The following is a 17,572-nucleotide window of genomic DNA, read 5'->3' as shown; positions in this document are numbered from 1 at the left end:
ATATAACTCCAATTTATCTTTCGAATATCAACTATATTTTTCAGTGATATCTCTTCCTGGCAGCCGCGTCGCGGCTGCCAGCGCCACAGCGTTAGCCCGGATTGCAGGCGATCTGCACGGTGGTCACGTTCGCTTCGCCCATCACGCCGACGCCAGTGTTGGGCGCCACGCTGCATTTCAAGCCGGTTGGCTGGGTAAATACGCTGATGCCATACTTGTCGCCATCGGCAACACGCGACGCCAGTGTGAAGGTCGTGCTGCCCTTGGCCACCGTGGTTTGCGCATTGCCGTTGATCAAGACCAGGCCGTCGGCTGTCAGGCCAGTCACCGTGCCGCCAACCGTGTAGCTATTTTGCGTGCACACGACCGCTGCCTGGATGCTCAGGTAATGACCTGCCGAACCGGTCCCGCCACTGATGGCGCAAGTCATGTGGGCTGGCTGGGTCTGCACGGTGATGTTGTAGTCGGTGCCATAGTCGATGCGCTTGGCAAAGGTAAACGAGGTCTGGCCCGATTTAATCGGAAGATTGACGCCGCCGTTGGCCAGGACCAGGCCGTCGGTGTTCAAGTTGCTGATGGTGCCACTGACATCATACGAGGCCTTGCCGCCGCAAGCAGCCAGTCCCAGGGTCAACAGCAGCGCGGCGAGTGGGCGCAGGCAGGATAACTTCATGTATTTCTCCAATATAGTGGTGACGAATCGCGTGGCTTACTGCGCCGTGCAGTTCAGTGTGGCGCCGGTCGTTGCGGCTGAGCCCATGGTGCCGACGACATCGCGGCCGTTGGCGCTGGCAGAGCCCACGAAACTGCACGTCTGGCCCGCTGGATACGTCGCTATGGAAATATTGTAGGCGATGCCGTCATTGACAGCCGGGAATGTATAGCTCGTGCTGCCTTTCAGCGGGCTGGTGCTGGCGTTGCCAATGGCCAAGGTCAAGCCGTCGGCGGTCAGGCCCGTGATCGTGCCGCTCAGCGGGTAAGTATTGGTCGTGCAAGTCACCAGGGCGGTGGTCACGGTATAGCTCGATGCCTTGCCTGCGCCATTGGTAATCGTGCACACGGCGCCTTTGGGCTGTTGTGCGATGCTGATGTCGTAGCGGTCATCGGTGTTGACCAGCTTGGTGAAAACAAACGAGGTCTGGCCTGCGGAGACCGGCAAGCGTTCGCCGTCATTGAGGAGAATCAGGCCGTCTTTTGCCAGATTGGACACTTGGCCACTCAGATACAGGTTGCCGCCGCTGCCGCCGCAGGCTGCCAATGTGACGGCGCAAGCCGCCGCCAGCATCGAGCGCAGGTACAAATTTTTCATACATTCTCCAAAACGAATTAGGTTGGGTAGCGCAACGCGGACGCTGGCGCCGCATTGGAATGGCGCCTATTTTAGTCTATCTGGCAAGCCGAATGATCTTGCCTTGTATCACCCTGTAACAATTTTTCGCCTGGAAGCGCTGGCCCGGCCCCATTTCACGGGGGCGCAGCCATGCCGGCGGCGGCGATCGGTGCGACAATAGATGCAGGCTGCGCACTGTGGCGCGGCATCCACCGTGAATCCCATGTCCCTTGCCCCTGTAAAACCTGCCGTGCCGCCCAAGGCCATCCTGTTCGACCTCGACGATACTCTGTGGCCCATCGCGCCCGTGATTGCCGCCGCCGAATCCCTGCTGCACGACTGGCTGGCCACGCATGCGCCCAAGGTGGCGCAGCAGTTTTCCATCGAGGTGCTGCGCCAGCACCGCCTGGCCATGCTCAATGAACAACCGCATTTTCATGGCAACCTCATCGAGTTGCGCCGCGCGGGCCTGCTGACCGCCTTCGAGGCCGCCGGCGAGGATCCGGCCCTCGTCGATGGCGCCATCGCGCAGTTCCTGGCGGCGCGCCATCGCGTCCAGCCGTATGACGACGTCTTGCCTGGCCTGGCCTGGATGGGCCAGCGCATGCTGGTCGGCTCCATTTCGAATGGCAATGCGGACCTTGAAATTATCGGCCTGGCGCAGCATTTCAAAGTATCGATCGCCGCCAGCGATTTCGGTGTGGCCAAGCCCGACGCCAGCATCTTCCTGGCCGGTTGCGCCGCGCTGGGCGTGGCGCCCCATGAAGCCGTGTATGTCGGCGACGATCTGTATTTCGATGTGACGGGGGCGCAAGGGGCGGGCATGCGTGCCGTGTGGATGAACCGCAAGGGCAGCGACGCCCACCTGGCCGCCGGCGTGCAACCCGACGCCATCTGCGCCAACTTTGATGAATTGCTGCTGTGGCTGCAGGGGCAACTGGAAGATTGATCGCCGCCGGGCGGACGAACGTGCATAATAGGCGCTGTTGATGCACGTTCGGCCGCTTTCGTTGCCGCTTGCTTAACAAAATACTTGCTTAAATAAAAAACCATGCAACTCGATACACGTGCCCAAACACTGCTGAAAGCCCTGGTCGAGCGATATATCGCCGACGGCCTGCCGGTCGGTTCGCGCGCCTTGTCGAAAATTTCCGGCCTCGACCTGTCGCCAGCCACGATCCGCAACATCATGGCCGATCTGGAAGAGCTCGGTTATGTGTCCAGTCCGCATACCTCGGCCGGACGCATCCCCACGCCGCGTGGCTACCGCATCTTTGTCGACACCTTGCTGACCGTCCGGCATCTGGACGAGCATCTGGTGGAGTCGCGCATGCGCCTGCAGACGCCGCAGCCGCAAAAAACCATCGCCAACGCGGCGCAGATGCTGTCGTCGCTGTCGCAGTTTGCCGGCGTCGTGCTCAGCCCGCGCCGCGAATCCGTGTTCCAGCAAATCGAATTTCTGCGCCTGTCCGAAAAACGCATCCTGCTCGTCATCGTCGCGCCCGGCGGCGACGTGCAGAACCGTTTATTGCTGACGGAGGCCGACTATACGCCGGCGCAACTGGTGCAATCGGCCAACTACATCAACCAGAACTATGGCGGCCTGTCATTCGACGCCGTGCGCGTGCGCCTGCAGGGCGAGCTGCGCCAGTTGCGCGACGACATGGGCAGCCTGATGCAGGCGGCCGTGGAGGCTGGCAGCGAGGCGATGGCCGACCATAGCGACGACATGGTGATTTCCGGCGAGCGCAACTTGCTCAGCGTGAGCGATCTGTCATCGAATATGCATTCGCTGCGCCAGATGTTCGATATGTTCGAGCAAAAAACGGGCTTGATGCAGCTGCTCGACGTGTCGAGCAAGGCGACGGGCGTGCAGATTTTCATCGGCGGCGAATCGAACCTGGTGCCGATGGATGAAATGAGCGTGGTGACGGCGCCGTATGAAGTCAACGGCAAGATCGTGGGAACGCTGGGAGTGATCGGACCGACGCGCATGGCTTACGAGCGCGTCATCCCGATTGTCGATATCACGGCCAAGTTGCTGTCAAGCGCGCTCAGCCATCATTGATCGTACTGCCTGATGCGCCAGCCGCTCCATGGGAGCGGCCGGAACGAATCAGGCGGTTTTGTGCGGGCAAGCCGTCTTGGTGCAGTTGCCGTAGATGGCCAGCGCGTGTTCGGCGATCTTGAAGCCGCGCTCTTCGGCCACTTTTTGCTGGCGGATTTCGATTTCTTCGTCGAAGAATTCTTCGACCCGGCCACAGTCGAGGCACACCAGGTGGTCGTGGTGGGAGCCTTCGTTGAGTTCGAAAATCGCCTTGCCGGTTTCAAAATGGTTGCGGTTGAGCAAGCCTGCCTGTTCGAATTGGGTCAGGACGCGGTAGACAGTTGCCAGGCCGACATCCATATTATCGGCCAGCAGAATCTTGTAGACGTCTTCCGCCGTCAGGTGGCGTACCGGGCTACTCTGGAAGATATCGAGTATCTTCAGCCGTGGCAGGGTGGCTTTCAGGCCGCTTGCCTTGAGATCACTAGGATTGTTACTCATGTTTGTTGCTCGTATGTGGGTCAGGTGCTTTATCATATAGCGTTTTAGCGGGGAGTGCCAAAATATGCATTTTTTGGCAGGCCGGCCACTCCTGGCGTTTTGTTCATCAAATTGAGGTCATTTATGCGCGTAACACCGGCTGTATTGCCATCTCTCTGGCACCGTATTTCATTCCGAGCACCAGTCGTGGCAGGCATGGTCTGTGTCGCGCTGGCCATGTCCGGCTGCGCCAGCCGTGGCATCCTTGGCGAAAAGCCGGCAGCTGCTCAAAAAGAAGGCAAGGAACTGGTCCCCGAACAGGGCGCACAAACGACCACTATTACGCCGCTGCAAAAATTCATGTGGTTTTTCTCGCCCTATCGTCCTGACATTCAACAAGGCAACTTTGTCTCCGAAGAGATGCTGGCCCAGTTGAAAGTGGGCATGACGCGCGACCAGGTGCGTTTCGTCCTCGGCACCTCGCTGCTGACTGATATCTTCCATGCCGACCGTTGGGATTACCCATTCCGCCTGGCCCGGGGCAGTGGCGAAACTACCAGCAGCCGCGTGGTCGTGTACTTCGGCAAGGATGGTAAAGTGGAACGGTTCGAAGGCGGCAACTTGCCGACGGAGAAGGAATACATCGACCGCATCGCCGGTCCGTCGCCATTCGCCAAGGTCGCCAAGGCCGACGTGCCTGCCGCCGCCGTGCCATCGCCCGTGGCGCCAAGCGCCGTGCCGGTGCCAGCCGATGCCGCCCCTGCCATTCCTGTTAGCAAGCCTGAAGTTGCACCTGCATCTGCAACGGCGCCAGCCGCCGAGCCTGTACCTGCACCTGCTGCCGAACCCACCAAATAAGCTGTTGTAAGAGAATAAAAATGACTGAACTGAAAATCGCCATCGCTGGCGCCAGCGGCCGCATGGGCCATATCCTGATCGAAGCCGTCAGCAACGCGCCCGACGCCGTGCTGGCCGGCGCGCTCGACCGTGCCGGTTCGCCGTCCGTCGGCCAGGATGCCGCCGCCTTTCTCGGCAAGCCTGCCGGCGTGCTGATCGAGTCCGACCTGGCTACCGGCCTGGCCGGCGCCGATTACCTGATCGACTTCACGCGTCCTGAAGGCACTTTGCAGCACCTGGCGTATTGCGCAGAGCACGGCGTCAAGATGATCATCGGCACCACCGGTTTCGATGACGCTGGCAAGGCCGCCATTGCCGCCGCCGCCGAAAAGACGGCCATCATGTTCGCACCGAACATGAGCGTGGGCGTGAACGTCACCATGAAGCTGCTGGAACTGGCCGCGAAAAGCCTGTCCGAAGGCTACGATATCGAGATCATCGAAGCGCATCACCGCTTCAAGGTCGATGCGCCGTCGGGCACGGCCCTGCAAATGGGTGAAGTGGTAGCCGGCGCCCTGGGCCGCGACTTGAAGGAATGCGCCGTCTACGGCCGCGAAGGCGTGACGGGCGAACGCGACCCGTCAACCATCGGCTTTGCCACCATCCGCGGCGGCGATATCGTCGGCGACCATACGGTGCTGTTTGCCGGCATCGGCGAGCGTATCGAGATCAGCCACAAGTCGAGCAGCCGCGTCACCTACGCCCACGGCGCACTGCGCGCCGCGCGTTTCCTGGCCGACAAACCGACCGGCCTGTTCGACATGCAGGATGTGCTGTCGCTGAAGAACTGAGGAGCACCATGGCCACTGCCATCCTGAATGGAAAAGACATCAGCGACGAAGCGAGCTTTCACGCGCAATGCGTGCAAGCCTTCGGTTTCCCCGAGTTCTACGGCAACAGCATGGATGCCTGGGTCGATTGCCTCAGCTATTTGCGCGATGACGAAAACATGACGCAGTTCCGTTTGAAGCCGAACGAAGTGCTGGAAATCGTTGTGCAGGATGCGGCAAGCATGAAGGCGCAAGTGCCTGATTTACTGGAAGAAATCACCTTCTGTATCGCCGGCATCAATGAGCGCTATGACGATTATGGCGAGAAGCCAGCGTTGAAACTGGTACTCAAGTAAATAGAATCGTAGGTCGGATTAGGCCCTGCGGGCCGTAATCCGACAACATTGTTGGCGCTGGGTGCGGTGTCGGATTACGCGCAAGCGCTAATCCGACCTACGTTCTTCCAATCAATCTTTACACCACCTTGCGCTCGCGCAAACCGTCAATCTCCGCACTGTCCAACCCCAGCCACTGCTGCAGCACTTCCTGCGTATGCTGCCCCAGCAACGGCGGCGGCAAGCGGTATTGCACCGGCGAGCCGGACAGGCGCACGGGATTGGCCACCAGCGCCACCGTGCCAGCCGTCGGGTGCGGCATCTCCACTTTCAAGCCACGCGCCACCACTTGCGGGTCGGCAAAGACCTGGTCGATGCGGTTGACGGGACCGCACGGCACGGCTTGCGCCTCGAACGCGCTGATCCACTCGGCCGTCGTGCGCATGACCGTGGTCTGGCGCATCAAGGGGATTAGGATCGCCCGGTGCGCCACGCGCTGCGGATTGGTGGCGAAGCGTTCATCCTGCGCCCATTCCGGGTGGCCGGCGACGGCGCAAAAGCGCGAAAACTGCCCATCGTTGCCGATCGCCAGAATCATGTCGCCATCGGCCGTGGGAAAGTCCTGGTAAGGCACGATGTTCGGGTGCGCATTGCCCATGCGCTGCGGCACTTTGCCGCCGCACAGGTAATTGGCCGCCTGATTGCCCAGCGCCGCCACTTGCACGTCGAGCAAGGCCAGGTCGATATGCTGGCCCAGACCCGAGCGTTCCCGTTCGGCCAGCGCCGCCTGCACGGCGATGGTGGCGTACAAGCCCGTCAGGATGTCGGTCTGCGCCACGCCCACTTTTTGCGGCCCGGCGCCCGGCTGGCCATCGGGCACGCCCGTGATGCTCATCAAGCCGCCCATGCCCTGGATCAGGAAGTCATAGCCGGCGCGCGCCGCGTACGGCCCATCCTGGCCGAAGCCCGTGATGGAGCAGTAGACGAGGCGAGGATTGAGCGCCAGCAAGCTGGCCGCGTCGAGGCCATATTGCTTCAAGCCATCGAGCTTGAAATTTTCCAGCAGCACGTCCGATTCGGCAGCCAGCTTGCGCACCAGCGCTTGCCCTTCGGGCGCGGCCAGGTCGATGCACAAGGAGCGCTTGTTGCGGTTGGCGCACTGGAAATAGGCGGCCTCGGCCGTGTCGCGGCCGTCTTCATCCTTCAGATACGGCGGGCCCCAGGAGCGCGTGTCGTCGCCGCGGCCCGGCTGTTCAACCTTGACGACGTCGGCGCCCAGGTCGGCCAGCATTTGCCCGGCCCACGGGCCGGCCAGCACGCGCGACAGGTCGAGCACGCGCAAGCCGGTCAGCGGCGCGGGCCGCAAGGTGGAAGCCAAGGCGTCCATTAGTTGAAGGCGGCGATGCCGGTGATGGCGCGGCCGATGATCAGCGCGTGCACATCGTGCGTGCCTTCGTAGGTGTTGACCACTTCCAGGTTGACCAGGTGACGGATGACGCCGAACTCGTCGGAAATGCCGTTGCCGCCCATCATGTCACGCGCCACTCTGGCAATATCGAGCGCCTTGCCGCAGCTGTTGCGTTTCATGATAGAGGTGATTTCCACGGCCGGCGAGCCTTCATCCTTCATGCGGCCCAGGCGCAAGCAGCCTTGCAAGCCCATGGTGATTTCCGTCAGCATGTCGGCCAGTTTCTTTTGCACCAGCTGGTTCGCGGCCAATGGGCGGCCGAATTGCTGGCGGTCCATCGTGTATTGGCGTGCCTTCAGGTAGCAGTCTTCGGCCGCGCCCAGCGCGCCCCAGGCGATGCCGTAGCGGGCGCTGTTCAGGCAAGTGAACGGGCCTTTCAGGCCGCGCACGTCGGGGAAGGCGTTTTCTTCCGGGCAAAACACTTCATCCATGACGATTTCGCCGGTGATGCTGGTGCGCAAGCCGACTTTGCCGTGGATTTCCGGCGCCGACAGGCCTTTCCAGCCTTTTTCCAGCACGAAGCCGCGGATCGCGCCTTCATCGTCCTTGGCCCAGACGACGAACACGTCGGCGATCGGGCTATTGGTGATCCACATCTTTGCGCCCGACAGGCTGTAGCCGCCCGGCACTTTACGGGCGCGCGTGACCATGCTGCCAGGGTCGGAGCCGTGGTTCGGTTCCGTCAGGCCGAAGCAGCCGATGAATTCGCCCGTCGCCAGTTTCGGCAGGTATTTCTGTTTGGTTTCTTCGTTGCCGAAGGCGTTGATCGGCACCATCACCAAGGACGATTGCACGCTCATCATCGAACGGTAGCCCGAATCGACGCGCTCGACTTCGCGTGCGGCCAGGCCGTAGCAAACATAGTTCAGGCCGGCGCCGCCGTATTCTTCGGGAATGGTGCTGCCCAGCAAGCCCAGTTCGCCCATTTCGCGGAAGATGGCCGCGTCCGTGCGGCCATGGCGGAACGATTCGAGTACGCGTGGCACCAGGCTGCCCTGGCAATAGTCGCGGGCCGCTTCCAGCACGGCGCGTTCGTCGCCCGTCAGTTGTTCTTCCAGCAGCAGGGGGGAATTCCAGTCAAATACGGTTTTGCTCATCACAGGCCTCGCAGGTGAGCGCCGGTGATCGGCGCAAGATTGAATATGGCTCATGGTAGGTTTTTGCCTAGCCTTGCGCAAACGATTTTTTCGCACCCAGACATGCGTTCTACGCATATCTTGCGTCATACTAGGAGCCTTTCACCGGCCGGATAATCCCATGTCACGCAAAATTCCCATGCTGCAAGCCTTGAACTGCTTCGAAGCGGCTGCGCGGCACCAGAGCTACACGCATGCGGCGCGCGAACTGTCGCTGACGCAAAGCGCCGTGTCGCGCCAGATTTCATCCCTGGAAAGCTTTCTTGGCGTGCAACTGTTCCAGCGCACGCGCCATGGCGTGTTGCTGACCAGCGCCGGCGCCGCGTATGCGCGGCAGATCGCGGCGCGTCTCGATGGCCTCGAGCGCGACACGCTCGACACCATGGCGCGCCAGGGTGGTGGTGGCGCCTTGCAGCTGGCTTCGGTCCCCACGTTTGCCACGCGCTGGCTGATGCCGCGGCTGGCTTCACTGGCAGGCTTGCACCCGGATATCGTCGTGCACATCGATGCCTATACGAAACCGTTCATGTTTGCCGATACGGAATACGACGGCGCGCTGTACGCGGGAACGCCCGAGCAGCTGGCGCGCTGGCCCGGCACGCGCGCCACCTTGCTCATGCATGAAGAAATCGTGCCCGTCGCCAGCCCACGCCTGCTGGCGGCGCGCAGCGCCTGGCAGCCGCAGGATTTATTGGAATTGACCTTGTTGCAGCAAAGTACGCGCCCGGGCGCCTGGCGCCAGTGGTTCGACGCCATGCAGGTCGATGGGGAACTGGCGCGCTACGGCGCCCGCTATGAACTGTTTTCCATGCTGGCCATGGCGGCCGTGCAGGGGCAGGGCGTGGTCTTGCTGCCACGCATGCTGGTCGAAGCGGAACTGGCGCGCGGCGAGCTGCGCATCGCATGCGAGCGCCCACTGCGCGGCCAGCGCGCGTATTACCTGATCACGCCCGAGGCGGCGCATGAAAAACTGGCCTTGCAGCAGTTCCGGCGATGGTTGCAGGACGAGGCGGCTTAGGCGACCTTGGCGGTATCGAAATGGGGATTGTCGATCAGGCCGATCTGGTTGCCGAACGGGTCGAGCAATTCCACCGTGCGGATGCCGTCGCCCACGTCCGTGATCGGATGGTGCAGGCTGCCGCCCAGCGCCACGATGCGCTCGACCTCTGCCTCGATGCCGTCCACGCCCCAGTACGTCACGCTGCCCTGCGTGCCCGGCTGGCCGTCCGGCAGCAAGCCCAGCTCGAAGCCGCCGATATTGAAGCCGACATAGAAGGGCTGGTCGAAATACGGCGCCGTGCCGAATACCTGGCTGTACCAGGCCTTGGCCTTGTCCAGGTCGGGGACGGGATAGGTGACGGTGCGTAAACCTTTGATCATGTGCTACTCCTGATGAATGAAGAATACGGTCATCATGCCACCGGCGCGCGGCGTGTGATTGTAAAAATGGAAGGTATTCAAGTGCGCCGGCCCGCCAGCCACGCTTCTGGCGAACTGTGGGCGAAATCCTGGAAGTCGTGGATCAGGTGCGACTGGTCGAAATAGCCATATTGCAAGGCCACTTGCGCCCAGTCCTGTTGTCCGGCCAGGCTTCGCATGCCCTGGCTGGCCGCGCGAAAACGGCAGATGCGGGCAAACAGCTTCGGGCTGATGCCCACTTGCTGGCGAAATTGCAGCGCCAGGTGCTGGCGCGACACGCCCAGCTGCCTCGCCAGGCCATCCACGCGCACTTGCCCCGATGCCGCCTCGATGGCCGCGATCGCGTGGTCGGCCGCGCCAGCCTGGCGCCGTGGCGGCGCGGTGCGCAAGCGCAGCAGCAAATATTCTTGCAAAATGGAAACTCGTTGCACGTTGCTCAAAGGCTCGCTCCATAGCGCGTCACCGAGGCGCGCCGCCAGCTCGCGGCCCCACAGCTGCTGCAATCCCGTGCGGCCATCGTTGAGTTCACACAAAGGCAGCTGGAAGAAGCGCGCCGCCGCGCCCGGTTTGAAGCGGGCCGCCACCGTCTGCACGAGGCCCTGGCTGACGACGGCAATCGGCGCCGTCATCATGCCGACGGCAAAGCTGGCGTCCTGCTGGTCCTGGCACAGGATGTCGATGCAATTGTCGGGCAAGACCTGGTGCGTGAAGGGCGTGGCGCCCGTCTGCACGCGGCACGTCCAGACGCACTCCAGCCAGGGCCGCAGGGCGGGGATGGGCGGATATTCCTGGTAGACGATCATGGCCGGCTTTGATGCAAAGAACAAGATTGCGTATATCTTACACAGCATAATTGTGCGCCGGCCAAAATATGCGCGCCCGGGCCGCCAGCGCGCCGCGCTATCGGGCGGCGACAACCAGTATAATGCTCGGTTCATATCCACTATTGGCCGCACATCATGCAAGATAAATATAGTCCCGCCGACGTCGAACAAGCCGCCCAATCGCACTGGAAGGCGATCGACGCCTATAAAGCCGTCGAACACGACCCGCGTTTCCCAAAAGGCAAGTATTTTGCCTGCTCGATGCTGCCTTACCCTTCGGGCAAGCTGCACATGGGTCACGTGCGCAACTATACGATCAATGACGTGATGTACCGCTACCTGCGCATGAACGGCTACAACGTGCTCATGCCGATGGGCTGGGATGCGTTCGGCATGCCGGCGGAAAACGCGGCCATGGCCAACAACGTACCGCCCGCGCAATGGACGTACTCGAACATTGCCCACATGAAGCAGCAGATGGAATCGATGGGCCTGGCCATCGACTGGTCGCGCGAAATGACCGCCTGCAAGCCTGAATACTACAAATGGAACCAGTGGATGTTCCTCAAGATGCTGGAAAAAGGCATCATCTACAAGAAGACCGGTACCGTGAACTGGGACCCGATCGACCAGACCGTGCTGGCCAACGAACAAGTGGTCGATGGCAAGGGCTGGCGTTCGGGCGCGCTGATCGAAAAGCGCGAAATCCCCATGTACTACGCGCGCATCACCGATTACGCGGAAGAATTGCTGGCCTATGTGGATGACAAGCTGCCGGGCTGGCCCGAGCGCGTGCGCACCATGCAGACCAACTGGATCGGCAAGTCGACGGGCGTGCGCTTCGCCTTCCCGCACACAACCGCGGATGCCGAAGGCGCCCTGATCGGCGACGGCAAGCTGTATGTGTTTACCACGCGTCCGGACACCGTCATGGGCGTGACCTTCTGCGCCGTGGCCGCCGAGCACCCGCTGGCTATCCACGCCGCGCAAAGCAATCCCGCGCTGGCGGCCTTCAACGCCGAATGCAAGCTCGGTTCCGTGATCGAAGCGGACATGGCAACGATGGAGAAGAAGGGCATGCCGACCGGCCTGTTCGTCACCCATCCGTTGACGGGCGCGCAAGTGGAAGTCTGGGTCGGCAACTACGTGCTGATCACCTACGGCGATGGCGCCGTGATGGGCGTGCCGGCGCACGATGAACGCGATTTTGGCTTTGCCAAGAAATACAATCTGCCGATCAAGCAAGTGATCGAAGTCAAGGGCCAGGAATTTTCGACGGACGCCTGGCAGGAATCGTATGGCAGCAAGGACGGCGTCTGCGTCGCCTCCGGCAAATACGACGGCTTGCATTTCGCTTCCGCCGTCGATGCGGTGGCGGCCGACCTGGCGGAGCTGGGCCTGGGTGAAAAGAAAACCACGTTCCGCCTGCGCGACTGGGGCATCTCGCGCCAGCGCTACTGGGGCACGCCGATCCCGATGATCCATTGCGCCGATTGCGGCGTGGTGCCGGTGCCGGAAAAAGATCTGCCGGTAGTGCTGCCGGAAGACTGCGTGCCGGACGGCACGGGCAATCCGCTGAACAAATATGAAGCCTTTTTGCAGTGCGACTGCCCGCAGTGCGGCAAGCCGGCGCGCCGCGAGACGGACACCATGGATACCTTCGTCGATTCGTCGTGGTACTACATGCGCTATACCTCGCCAGGCTCGAACGACGCCATGGTCGACGCGCGCAACGATTACTGGATGCCGATGGACCAGTACATCGGCGGCATCGAACACGCCGTCATGCACTTGCTGTACGCGCGCTTCTGGACCAAGATCATGCGCGACTTCGGCCTGGTCAAGTTCGACGAGCCATTCGTCAACCTGCTGACGCAGGGCATGGTGCTCAACGAAACCTACTTCCGCAAGGACGCGGCGGGCAAGACCACCTGGTTCAACCCGGACGACGTGCGCCTGTCGCTTGATGACAAGGGCCGTCCGCAAAGCGCCGTCCTGGTGGCCGACGGCCAGCCGGTGGAAATCGGCGGCACGGAAAAAATGTCGAAGTCGAAGAACAACGGTATCGACCCGCAAGCGCAGATCGAGCAGTACGGCGCCGACACGGCCCGCCTGTTCACCATGTTCGCTTCGCCGCCGGAACAGACGCTGGAATGGTCGGGCAGCGGCGTCGAAGGCGCTAACCGCTTCCTGCGCCGCGTGTGGAACTTCGGTTACGCGCAGTCGGCCACGATCCAGGCCGCACTGGCTGGCGGTGCCGCACCGGCCACGGGCGACGCGCAGAAAAACCTGCGCCGCGAATTGCACAAGCTGCTGCAGCAAGCCGATTACGACTTGAAGCGCATCCAGTACAACACCGTGGTGTCGGCCTGCATGAAGATGCTCAATACGCTGGAATCGGCGAAGCTCGATGACAGCGCGCAGTCGAAGGCGCTGATCGCCGAAGGCTTCTCCATCTTCCTGCGCCTGCTCAACCCTGTCGCGCCGCACATCACCCACGTGCTGTGGCAGGAACTGGGCTACGCTGGCGTGCACGGCGATCTGCTCAACGTGGCATGGCCGCAGGTCGACCCGGCCGCATTGGAACAGTCCGAGATCGAGATGATGATCCAGGTGAACGGCAAGCTGCGTGGCTCGATCACGGTTGCCAAGGATGCGGACAAGGCCAGCATCGAAGCGGCCGCGCTGGCGTGCGAAAGTGTGCAGAAGTACGTCGAGACCACGCCGAAGAAGATCATCGTCGTGCCAGGCAAGTTAATCAGCATCGTGGTGTAATCATGACGACTTCCTCTCAAGTATCGCTGTTGGGCCGCCGCGCCGTGCTGGCGTTGGGCCTGACCGTTTTGCTGTCGGCCTGCGGCTTTCATTTGCGCGGTTCGAACGGCAGTTTCATGCTGCCGTTCGCGACGATGTACATCGGCTTGCCCGACTCGTCGCCGCTGGCGATCGGTCTGAAACGCTATATCCGCGCCATTGGCAGCACGGAGGTGGTCAATACCAAGGATGGCGCCGACGCCGTCCTCGAGGTGCTCACCGATCCTGAGAGGAATCGTACCAAGACCATTTTGTCCCTGAATACCAGCGGTCGCGTACAAGAGTACCAACTTGGCTATGCGATCAATTTCCGCGTATTGGACAAGGCCGGCAACCAGCTGCTGGCGCCGACGACCATCAGCCTGGTGCGTCCTATCACCTTCGACGACAGGCAGGTGCTGGCCAAGGAAACCGAGGAAGCGGCGCTGTACCGCGACATGCGCAACGACCTGGTGCAACAGATCATGCGCCGCCTGGCCGCCATCAAGCCGGTGCTGCCGGCCATGTCGGTGGCGCCAGTGGCGCCCGTGACGCCGGTCGCGCCGGCAGCCCCGCAGCAGTAACGGGGACGCCATGCAATTGCGGATAGACGCGCTCGATGGGCATGTGGCCAAGCCGCTGGCGCAGCTGTATGTGATCACCAGCGACGAACACCTGCTGGCGCTGGAAGCGGCCGACAAGATCCGCCGCGCGGCGCGCGCGCAAGGGTATTCCGAGCGCGACGTGCTGACGGTGGAGCGCAGCTTCAAGTGGGGCGAACTGCTGGCGGCGAATCAGGAGCTGTCGCTGTTCGGCGATAAAAAACTGATCGAGCTGCGCATCCCCACCGGCAAGCCGGGCAAGGATGGCGGCGCGGCGCTGCAAAGCTACGCCAAAAATCTCAGTCCCGATAATCTCACCCTGATCACCTTGCCCAAGCTGGACTGGGCCACGCAGAAGGCGGCCTGGGTCGCCAGCCTGCAGCAGGCGGCCGTGTATATCGACATTCCGAATGTGGAACGGGCGCAGTTGCCGGCATGGATATCGCAGCGCCTGGCCGCGCAGGGACAAAGCGCCGAACGCGCCAGCATCGACTTCATCGCCGAGCGGGTGGAAGGCAACTTGCTGGCGGCGCACCAGGAAATCCAGAAACTGGGCTTGCTGCATGCCGCTGGCAAGCTGACGTACGAACAAGTGCAGGACGCGGTGCTGAACGTGGCCCGCTACGATGTCTTCAAGCTGTCCGAAGCCATGCTGGCCGGCGACCCGGCGCGCCTGGTGCGCATGCTCGAAGGCTTGAAAGGCGAGGGCGAGGCGCTGCCGCTGGTCTTGTGGGCCGTCTCCGAGGAAATCCGCACGCTGTTAAAATTGAAGGCCGGCATGGCGCAAGGGCGTCCATTGGGCGCGCTGCTGAAGGAATACCGCATCTGGGGTCCGCGCGAGCGGATGATGGAACCGGCCCTGCGGCGCATTTCGCTGCCCGTGCTGGAAGCGGCGCTGCAGCAGGCGGCGCAGGTGGACAAGATGATCAAGGGCTTGCGCGCCAAGGGCTACGCGGGCGATGCCTGGGACGCCATGCTGCAGCTGGGCCTGAAGATCGCCCGAGGTTAACTTTTATGGATACGAGCATGGACATCACAGAATATATGCAGGACGTGGGCACGCGCGCGCGCGCCGCTTCGCGCGCCATGGCGCGTGCCGACAGCGCCACGCGCAACCGCGCCTTGAGCCTGATCGCCGCCGCCATCGTGCGCGATGCCGATCTGCTGCGCGCGGCCAACCAGCGCGATCTCGATGCGGCCGCTGCCGCCGGCCTGGCGCCGGCCATGCTCGACCGCCTGACCCTGTCCGACGCCGCGATTGCCACCATGGTCGAAGGTTTGACGCAGATCGTCTCGCTGGCCGATCCGATCGGTGAAATCTCGAACATGAAATTCCGCCCGACGGGCATCCAGGTGGGCCAGATGCGCGTGCCGCTGGGCGTCATCGGCATCATCTATGAAGCGCGTCCGAACGTGACGGTGGACGCGGCCGGCCTGTGCATCAAGAGCGGCAACGCGACGATCTTGCGCGGCGGCTCGGAAGCGATCCACTGCAACCGCGCGCTGGCCAAGCTGGTGGCCGAGGGCTTGCAGGGAGCAGGTCTGCCGGCCGATGCCGTGCAAGTCATCGACACCACGGACCGTGCCGCCGTCGGCGCCCTGATCACCATGCCGCAGTACGTGGACGTCATCGTGCCGCGCGGCGGCAAGGGCCTGATCGCGCGCCTGATGGAAGAAGCTACGGTACCGATGATCAAGCACCTCGACGGCATCTGCCACGTCTACATCGACGCCAAGGCCGATATCAGGAAGGCGATCGATATCGGCTTCAACGCGAAGTGCCACCGCTACGGCACCTGCAACACCATGGAAACCCTGCTGGTGTCGCGCGCCATCGCCGCCACCGTGCTGCCGCAGCTGGCCGAGCTGTACCTGACCAAGCAGGTGGAACTGCGCGCCGATCCGGAAAGCCATGCGATCCTGGCCGCTGCTGCGTATCCGCACCTGGTACACGCCACCGAGGAAGATTGGTCCACCGAATACCTGGCCGCCATCCTATCGGTGAAGGTAGTCGACGGTATCGATGAGGCGATGGACCACATCAACCAGTATTCATCGAAGCACACGGAATCGATCATCACGGAAGACTACAGCGATGCGCTGCGCTTCCTGCGCGAAGTCGATTCCGCCTCGGTGATGGTGAACGCGTCGACGCGTTTCGCCGATGGTTTTGAGTATGGCTTGGGCGCCGAGATCGGCATCTCGAACGATAAGCTGCACGCGCGCGGTCCGGTGGGACTGGAAGGCCTGACCTCGCTCAAGTACGTGGTATTCGGCCACGGCGAAATCCGCAAGTAGTCTCCTCGCGGGCCGCCCACAAGGCGGCCCGAGCTCTGTTTTTCTCCACCTCCGACACTGGGAACCCCATGCTCTTTCTCTGGACCAAAGCCTTCCACATCATCTTCGTCATGTCCTGGTTTGCCGGCCTGTTTTACCTGCCGCGCATCTTCGTGAACCTGGCGATGGAGACGGAAACGGTGGCCACCGAGCGCCTGCTGCTGATGGCGCGCAAGCTGTACCGCTTCATGTCGTTGCTGGCGCTGCCGGCGATGGTGCTGGGGCTGGCCCTGATGTGGATGCTGTACGGCGGGGGCGAAGGCCGCATGAAGATGCCGGGCTGGATGCACGCCAAGCTGACGTTCGTGGTGCTGCTGCTCGGCTATCACCACGCCTGCGGTTCCATCCTGCGCAAGTTTGAAAAAGGTCTCAACAAGCGCAGCCACACCTGGTTCCGCTGGTTTAATGAAGTGCCGGTGGTGATGCTGCTGGCCGTCGTCGTGCTGGTCGTGGTCAAGCCTTTCTAAGGGAGTCGAGATGAGTGCAAGTCAGAACAAAGTCGTGCAGTATTTCTTCGCCCCCCACTCGCCATGGACCTACCTGGGCCACGCGCGCCTGATGGCCATCGCCGCGAAGACGGGCGCACAGATCGACGTGCGTCCCTTCGACCTGGGCAAGGTCTTCAGCGTCTCGGGCGGCCTGCCGCTGGCCAAGCGCGCGCCGCAGCGCCAGGCCTACCGCCTGGCCGAACTGGCGCGCTGGTCGGCCTTTTTGCAAGTGCCATTGACCCTGCAGCCGAAGTTCTTTCCCGTGTCGCCGGAAGCGTCGGCCAAGCTGATCATCGCCACGCGCCTGGCGCACGGCGTGGAAGCCTCGCTGAACCTGGCGCACGCCATCATGCGCGGCCTGTGGGCCGAAGAACGCAACATCGGTGACGAAGAGACGCTGGTGCAGATCGCCGTTGATGCCGGTTTCGATGGCCGCCAGTTGCTGAAAACGTCGGAAACGGCCAGCGTGCAGGCCGAATACGACGCCAATACGGAGGCAGCCACCGCCGCATCCGTCTTCGGCTCGCCGTGGTACATCGTCGATGGCGAGGGTTACTGGGGCCAGGACCGCCTCGATTTCGTCGAGCGCGCGCTGGATGCAAAATAGATAGGGATGTAGGTCGGATTAGCGCTTCGCGCGTAATCC

Annotated in this window: 19 protein-coding genes; 12 read left to right on the top strand and 7 right to left on the bottom strand. The window is 62.3% G+C overall.

Annotated elements, in window-relative coordinates; translation table 11 throughout:
* Positions 1-91: 91 nt before the first annotated feature.
* Positions 92-673 (bottom strand): hypothetical protein, encoded by a 582-nt coding sequence (locus AC54AG_RS05470; RefSeq protein ID WP_034745706.1) that lies wholly within the window; start codon positions 671-673, stop codon positions 92-94.
* A gap of 36 nt (positions 674-709) precedes the next feature.
* Complete coding sequence (locus tag AC54AG_RS05465; protein ID WP_034745710.1) at positions 710-1,309, bottom strand: hypothetical protein; 600 nt, start codon at positions 1,307-1,309, stop codon at positions 710-712.
* 244 nt (positions 1,310-1,553) lie between these two features.
* Here AC54AG_RS05465 and AC54AG_RS05460 point away from each other — a divergent pair, with 244 nt between their 5' ends.
* Both AC54AG_RS05460 and hrcA read left to right on the top strand, forming a co-directional pair.
* Positions 1,554-2,279: an HAD family hydrolase gene (locus AC54AG_RS05460; protein ID WP_496629665.1), complete on the top strand. Its 726-nt coding sequence runs from the start codon at positions 1,554-1,556 to the stop codon at positions 2,277-2,279.
* A gap of 102 nt (positions 2,280-2,381) precedes the next feature.
* Positions 2,382-3,398, top strand: coding sequence for a heat-inducible transcriptional repressor HrcA (gene hrcA, locus AC54AG_RS05455; RefSeq protein WP_034745713.1), 1,017 nt, complete (start codon positions 2,382-2,384; stop codon positions 3,396-3,398).
* Positions 3,399-3,446: 48 nt separating this feature from the next.
* Here the strand turns inward: hrcA and fur are convergent, their stop codons facing one another.
* Complete coding sequence (fur, locus tag AC54AG_RS05450) at positions 3,447-3,878, bottom strand: ferric iron uptake transcriptional regulator (protein WP_034745717.1); 432 nt, start codon at positions 3,876-3,878, stop codon at positions 3,447-3,449.
* A gap of 195 nt (positions 3,879-4,073) precedes the next feature.
* On the opposite strand from fur, the gene AC54AG_RS05445 reads away from it, so the two are divergent.
* Genes AC54AG_RS05445 through AC54AG_RS05435 form a run of 3 tightly spaced genes read left to right on the top strand, consistent with a single transcriptional unit; the run spans position 4,074 to position 5,880 of the window.
* Positions 4,074-4,715: an outer membrane protein assembly factor BamE gene (locus AC54AG_RS05445; protein ID WP_496629719.1), complete on the top strand. Its 642-nt coding sequence runs from the start codon at positions 4,074-4,076 to the stop codon at positions 4,713-4,715.
* 20 nt (positions 4,716-4,735) lie between these two features.
* Entirely contained in the window at positions 4,736-5,545 is an 810-nt protein-coding gene (dapB, locus tag AC54AG_RS05440) for a 4-hydroxy-tetrahydrodipicolinate reductase (RefSeq protein WP_034745720.1), read from the top strand.
* 8 nt (positions 5,546-5,553) lie between these two features.
* Positions 5,554-5,880 carry a barstar family protein gene (locus AC54AG_RS05435; protein ID WP_219328091.1) on the top strand — a complete coding sequence of 109 codons (327 nt, stop codon included), beginning with the start codon at positions 5,554-5,556 and terminating at the stop codon, positions 5,878-5,880.
* A 118-nt stretch (positions 5,881-5,998) separates the two neighbouring features.
* On the opposite strand, the gene AC54AG_RS05430 is transcribed toward AC54AG_RS05435, so the two are convergent.
* Both AC54AG_RS05430 and AC54AG_RS05425 read right to left on the bottom strand, forming a co-directional pair.
* Entirely contained in the window at positions 5,999-7,246 is a 1,248-nt protein-coding gene (locus tag AC54AG_RS05430; RefSeq protein ID WP_070302875.1) for a CaiB/BaiF CoA transferase family protein, read from the bottom strand.
* Positions 7,246-8,424, bottom strand: coding sequence for an acyl-CoA dehydrogenase (locus tag AC54AG_RS05425; protein WP_496629664.1), 1,179 nt, complete (start codon positions 8,422-8,424; stop codon positions 7,246-7,248). The genes AC54AG_RS05430 and AC54AG_RS05425 overlap by 1 nt, the downstream gene beginning before the upstream one ends.
* 160 nt (positions 8,425-8,584) lie before the next feature.
* Here AC54AG_RS05425 and AC54AG_RS05420 point away from each other — a divergent pair, with 160 nt between their 5' ends.
* Complete coding sequence (locus tag AC54AG_RS05420; RefSeq protein WP_034745730.1) at positions 8,585-9,481, top strand: LysR substrate-binding domain-containing protein; 897 nt, start codon at positions 8,585-8,587, stop codon at positions 9,479-9,481.
* Here AC54AG_RS05420 and AC54AG_RS05415 read toward each other — a convergent pair.
* The gene (locus tag AC54AG_RS05415; protein ID WP_331777276.1) at positions 9,478-9,843 is read right to left on the bottom strand and encodes a VOC family protein; all 366 of its coding nucleotides are present in this window, start codon (positions 9,841-9,843) and stop codon (positions 9,478-9,480) included. The genes AC54AG_RS05420 and AC54AG_RS05415 overlap by 4 nt on opposite strands.
* Positions 9,844-9,920: 77 nt before the next feature.
* Positions 9,921-10,709, bottom strand: a complete 789-nt coding sequence (locus AC54AG_RS05410) for a DUF6597 domain-containing transcriptional factor (RefSeq protein WP_331777275.1) — start codon at positions 10,707-10,709, stop codon at positions 9,921-9,923.
* A gap of 132 nt (positions 10,710-10,841) precedes the next feature.
* Between AC54AG_RS05410 and leuS the strand changes: the two genes are divergently transcribed.
* The 6 genes from leuS (at position 10,842) to AC54AG_RS05380 (ending at position 17,533) form a co-directional block, all read left to right on the top strand.
* Positions 10,842-13,481, top strand: a complete 2,640-nt coding sequence (gene leuS, locus AC54AG_RS05405) for a leucine--tRNA ligase (protein ID WP_496629663.1) — start codon at positions 10,842-10,844, stop codon at positions 13,479-13,481.
* 2 nt (positions 13,482-13,483) lie between these two features.
* On the top strand, positions 13,484-14,083 hold the full coding sequence (locus AC54AG_RS05400; protein ID WP_046684470.1) for an LPS-assembly lipoprotein LptE: 600 nt from the start codon (positions 13,484-13,486) through the stop codon (positions 14,081-14,083).
* Between the two features lie 10 nt (positions 14,084-14,093).
* Positions 14,094-15,110, top strand: a complete 1,017-nt coding sequence (gene holA / locus AC54AG_RS05395; protein WP_058048018.1) for a DNA polymerase III subunit delta — start codon at positions 14,094-14,096, stop codon at positions 15,108-15,110.
* A 17-nt stretch (positions 15,111-15,127) separates the two neighbouring features.
* Complete coding sequence (locus AC54AG_RS05390) at positions 15,128-16,399, top strand: glutamate-5-semialdehyde dehydrogenase (RefSeq protein WP_139090574.1); 1,272 nt, start codon at positions 15,128-15,130, stop codon at positions 16,397-16,399.
* A 68-nt stretch (positions 16,400-16,467) separates the two neighbouring features.
* Positions 16,468-16,905 (top strand): CopD family protein, encoded by a 438-nt coding sequence (locus tag AC54AG_RS05385; protein WP_034745744.1) that lies wholly within the window; start codon positions 16,468-16,470, stop codon positions 16,903-16,905.
* A gap of 10 nt (positions 16,906-16,915) precedes the next feature.
* Positions 16,916-17,533: a 2-hydroxychromene-2-carboxylate isomerase gene (locus AC54AG_RS05380; RefSeq protein WP_034745748.1), complete on the top strand. Its 618-nt coding sequence runs from the start codon at positions 16,916-16,918 to the stop codon at positions 17,531-17,533.
* Positions 17,534-17,572 lie beyond the last annotated feature (39 nt).

The organism is Janthinobacterium sp. BCJ23, from assembly GCF_059617945.1.
Note: the sequence above shows the minus strand (reverse complement) of the source record. Positions and strands in the feature narration are given on the sequence as shown.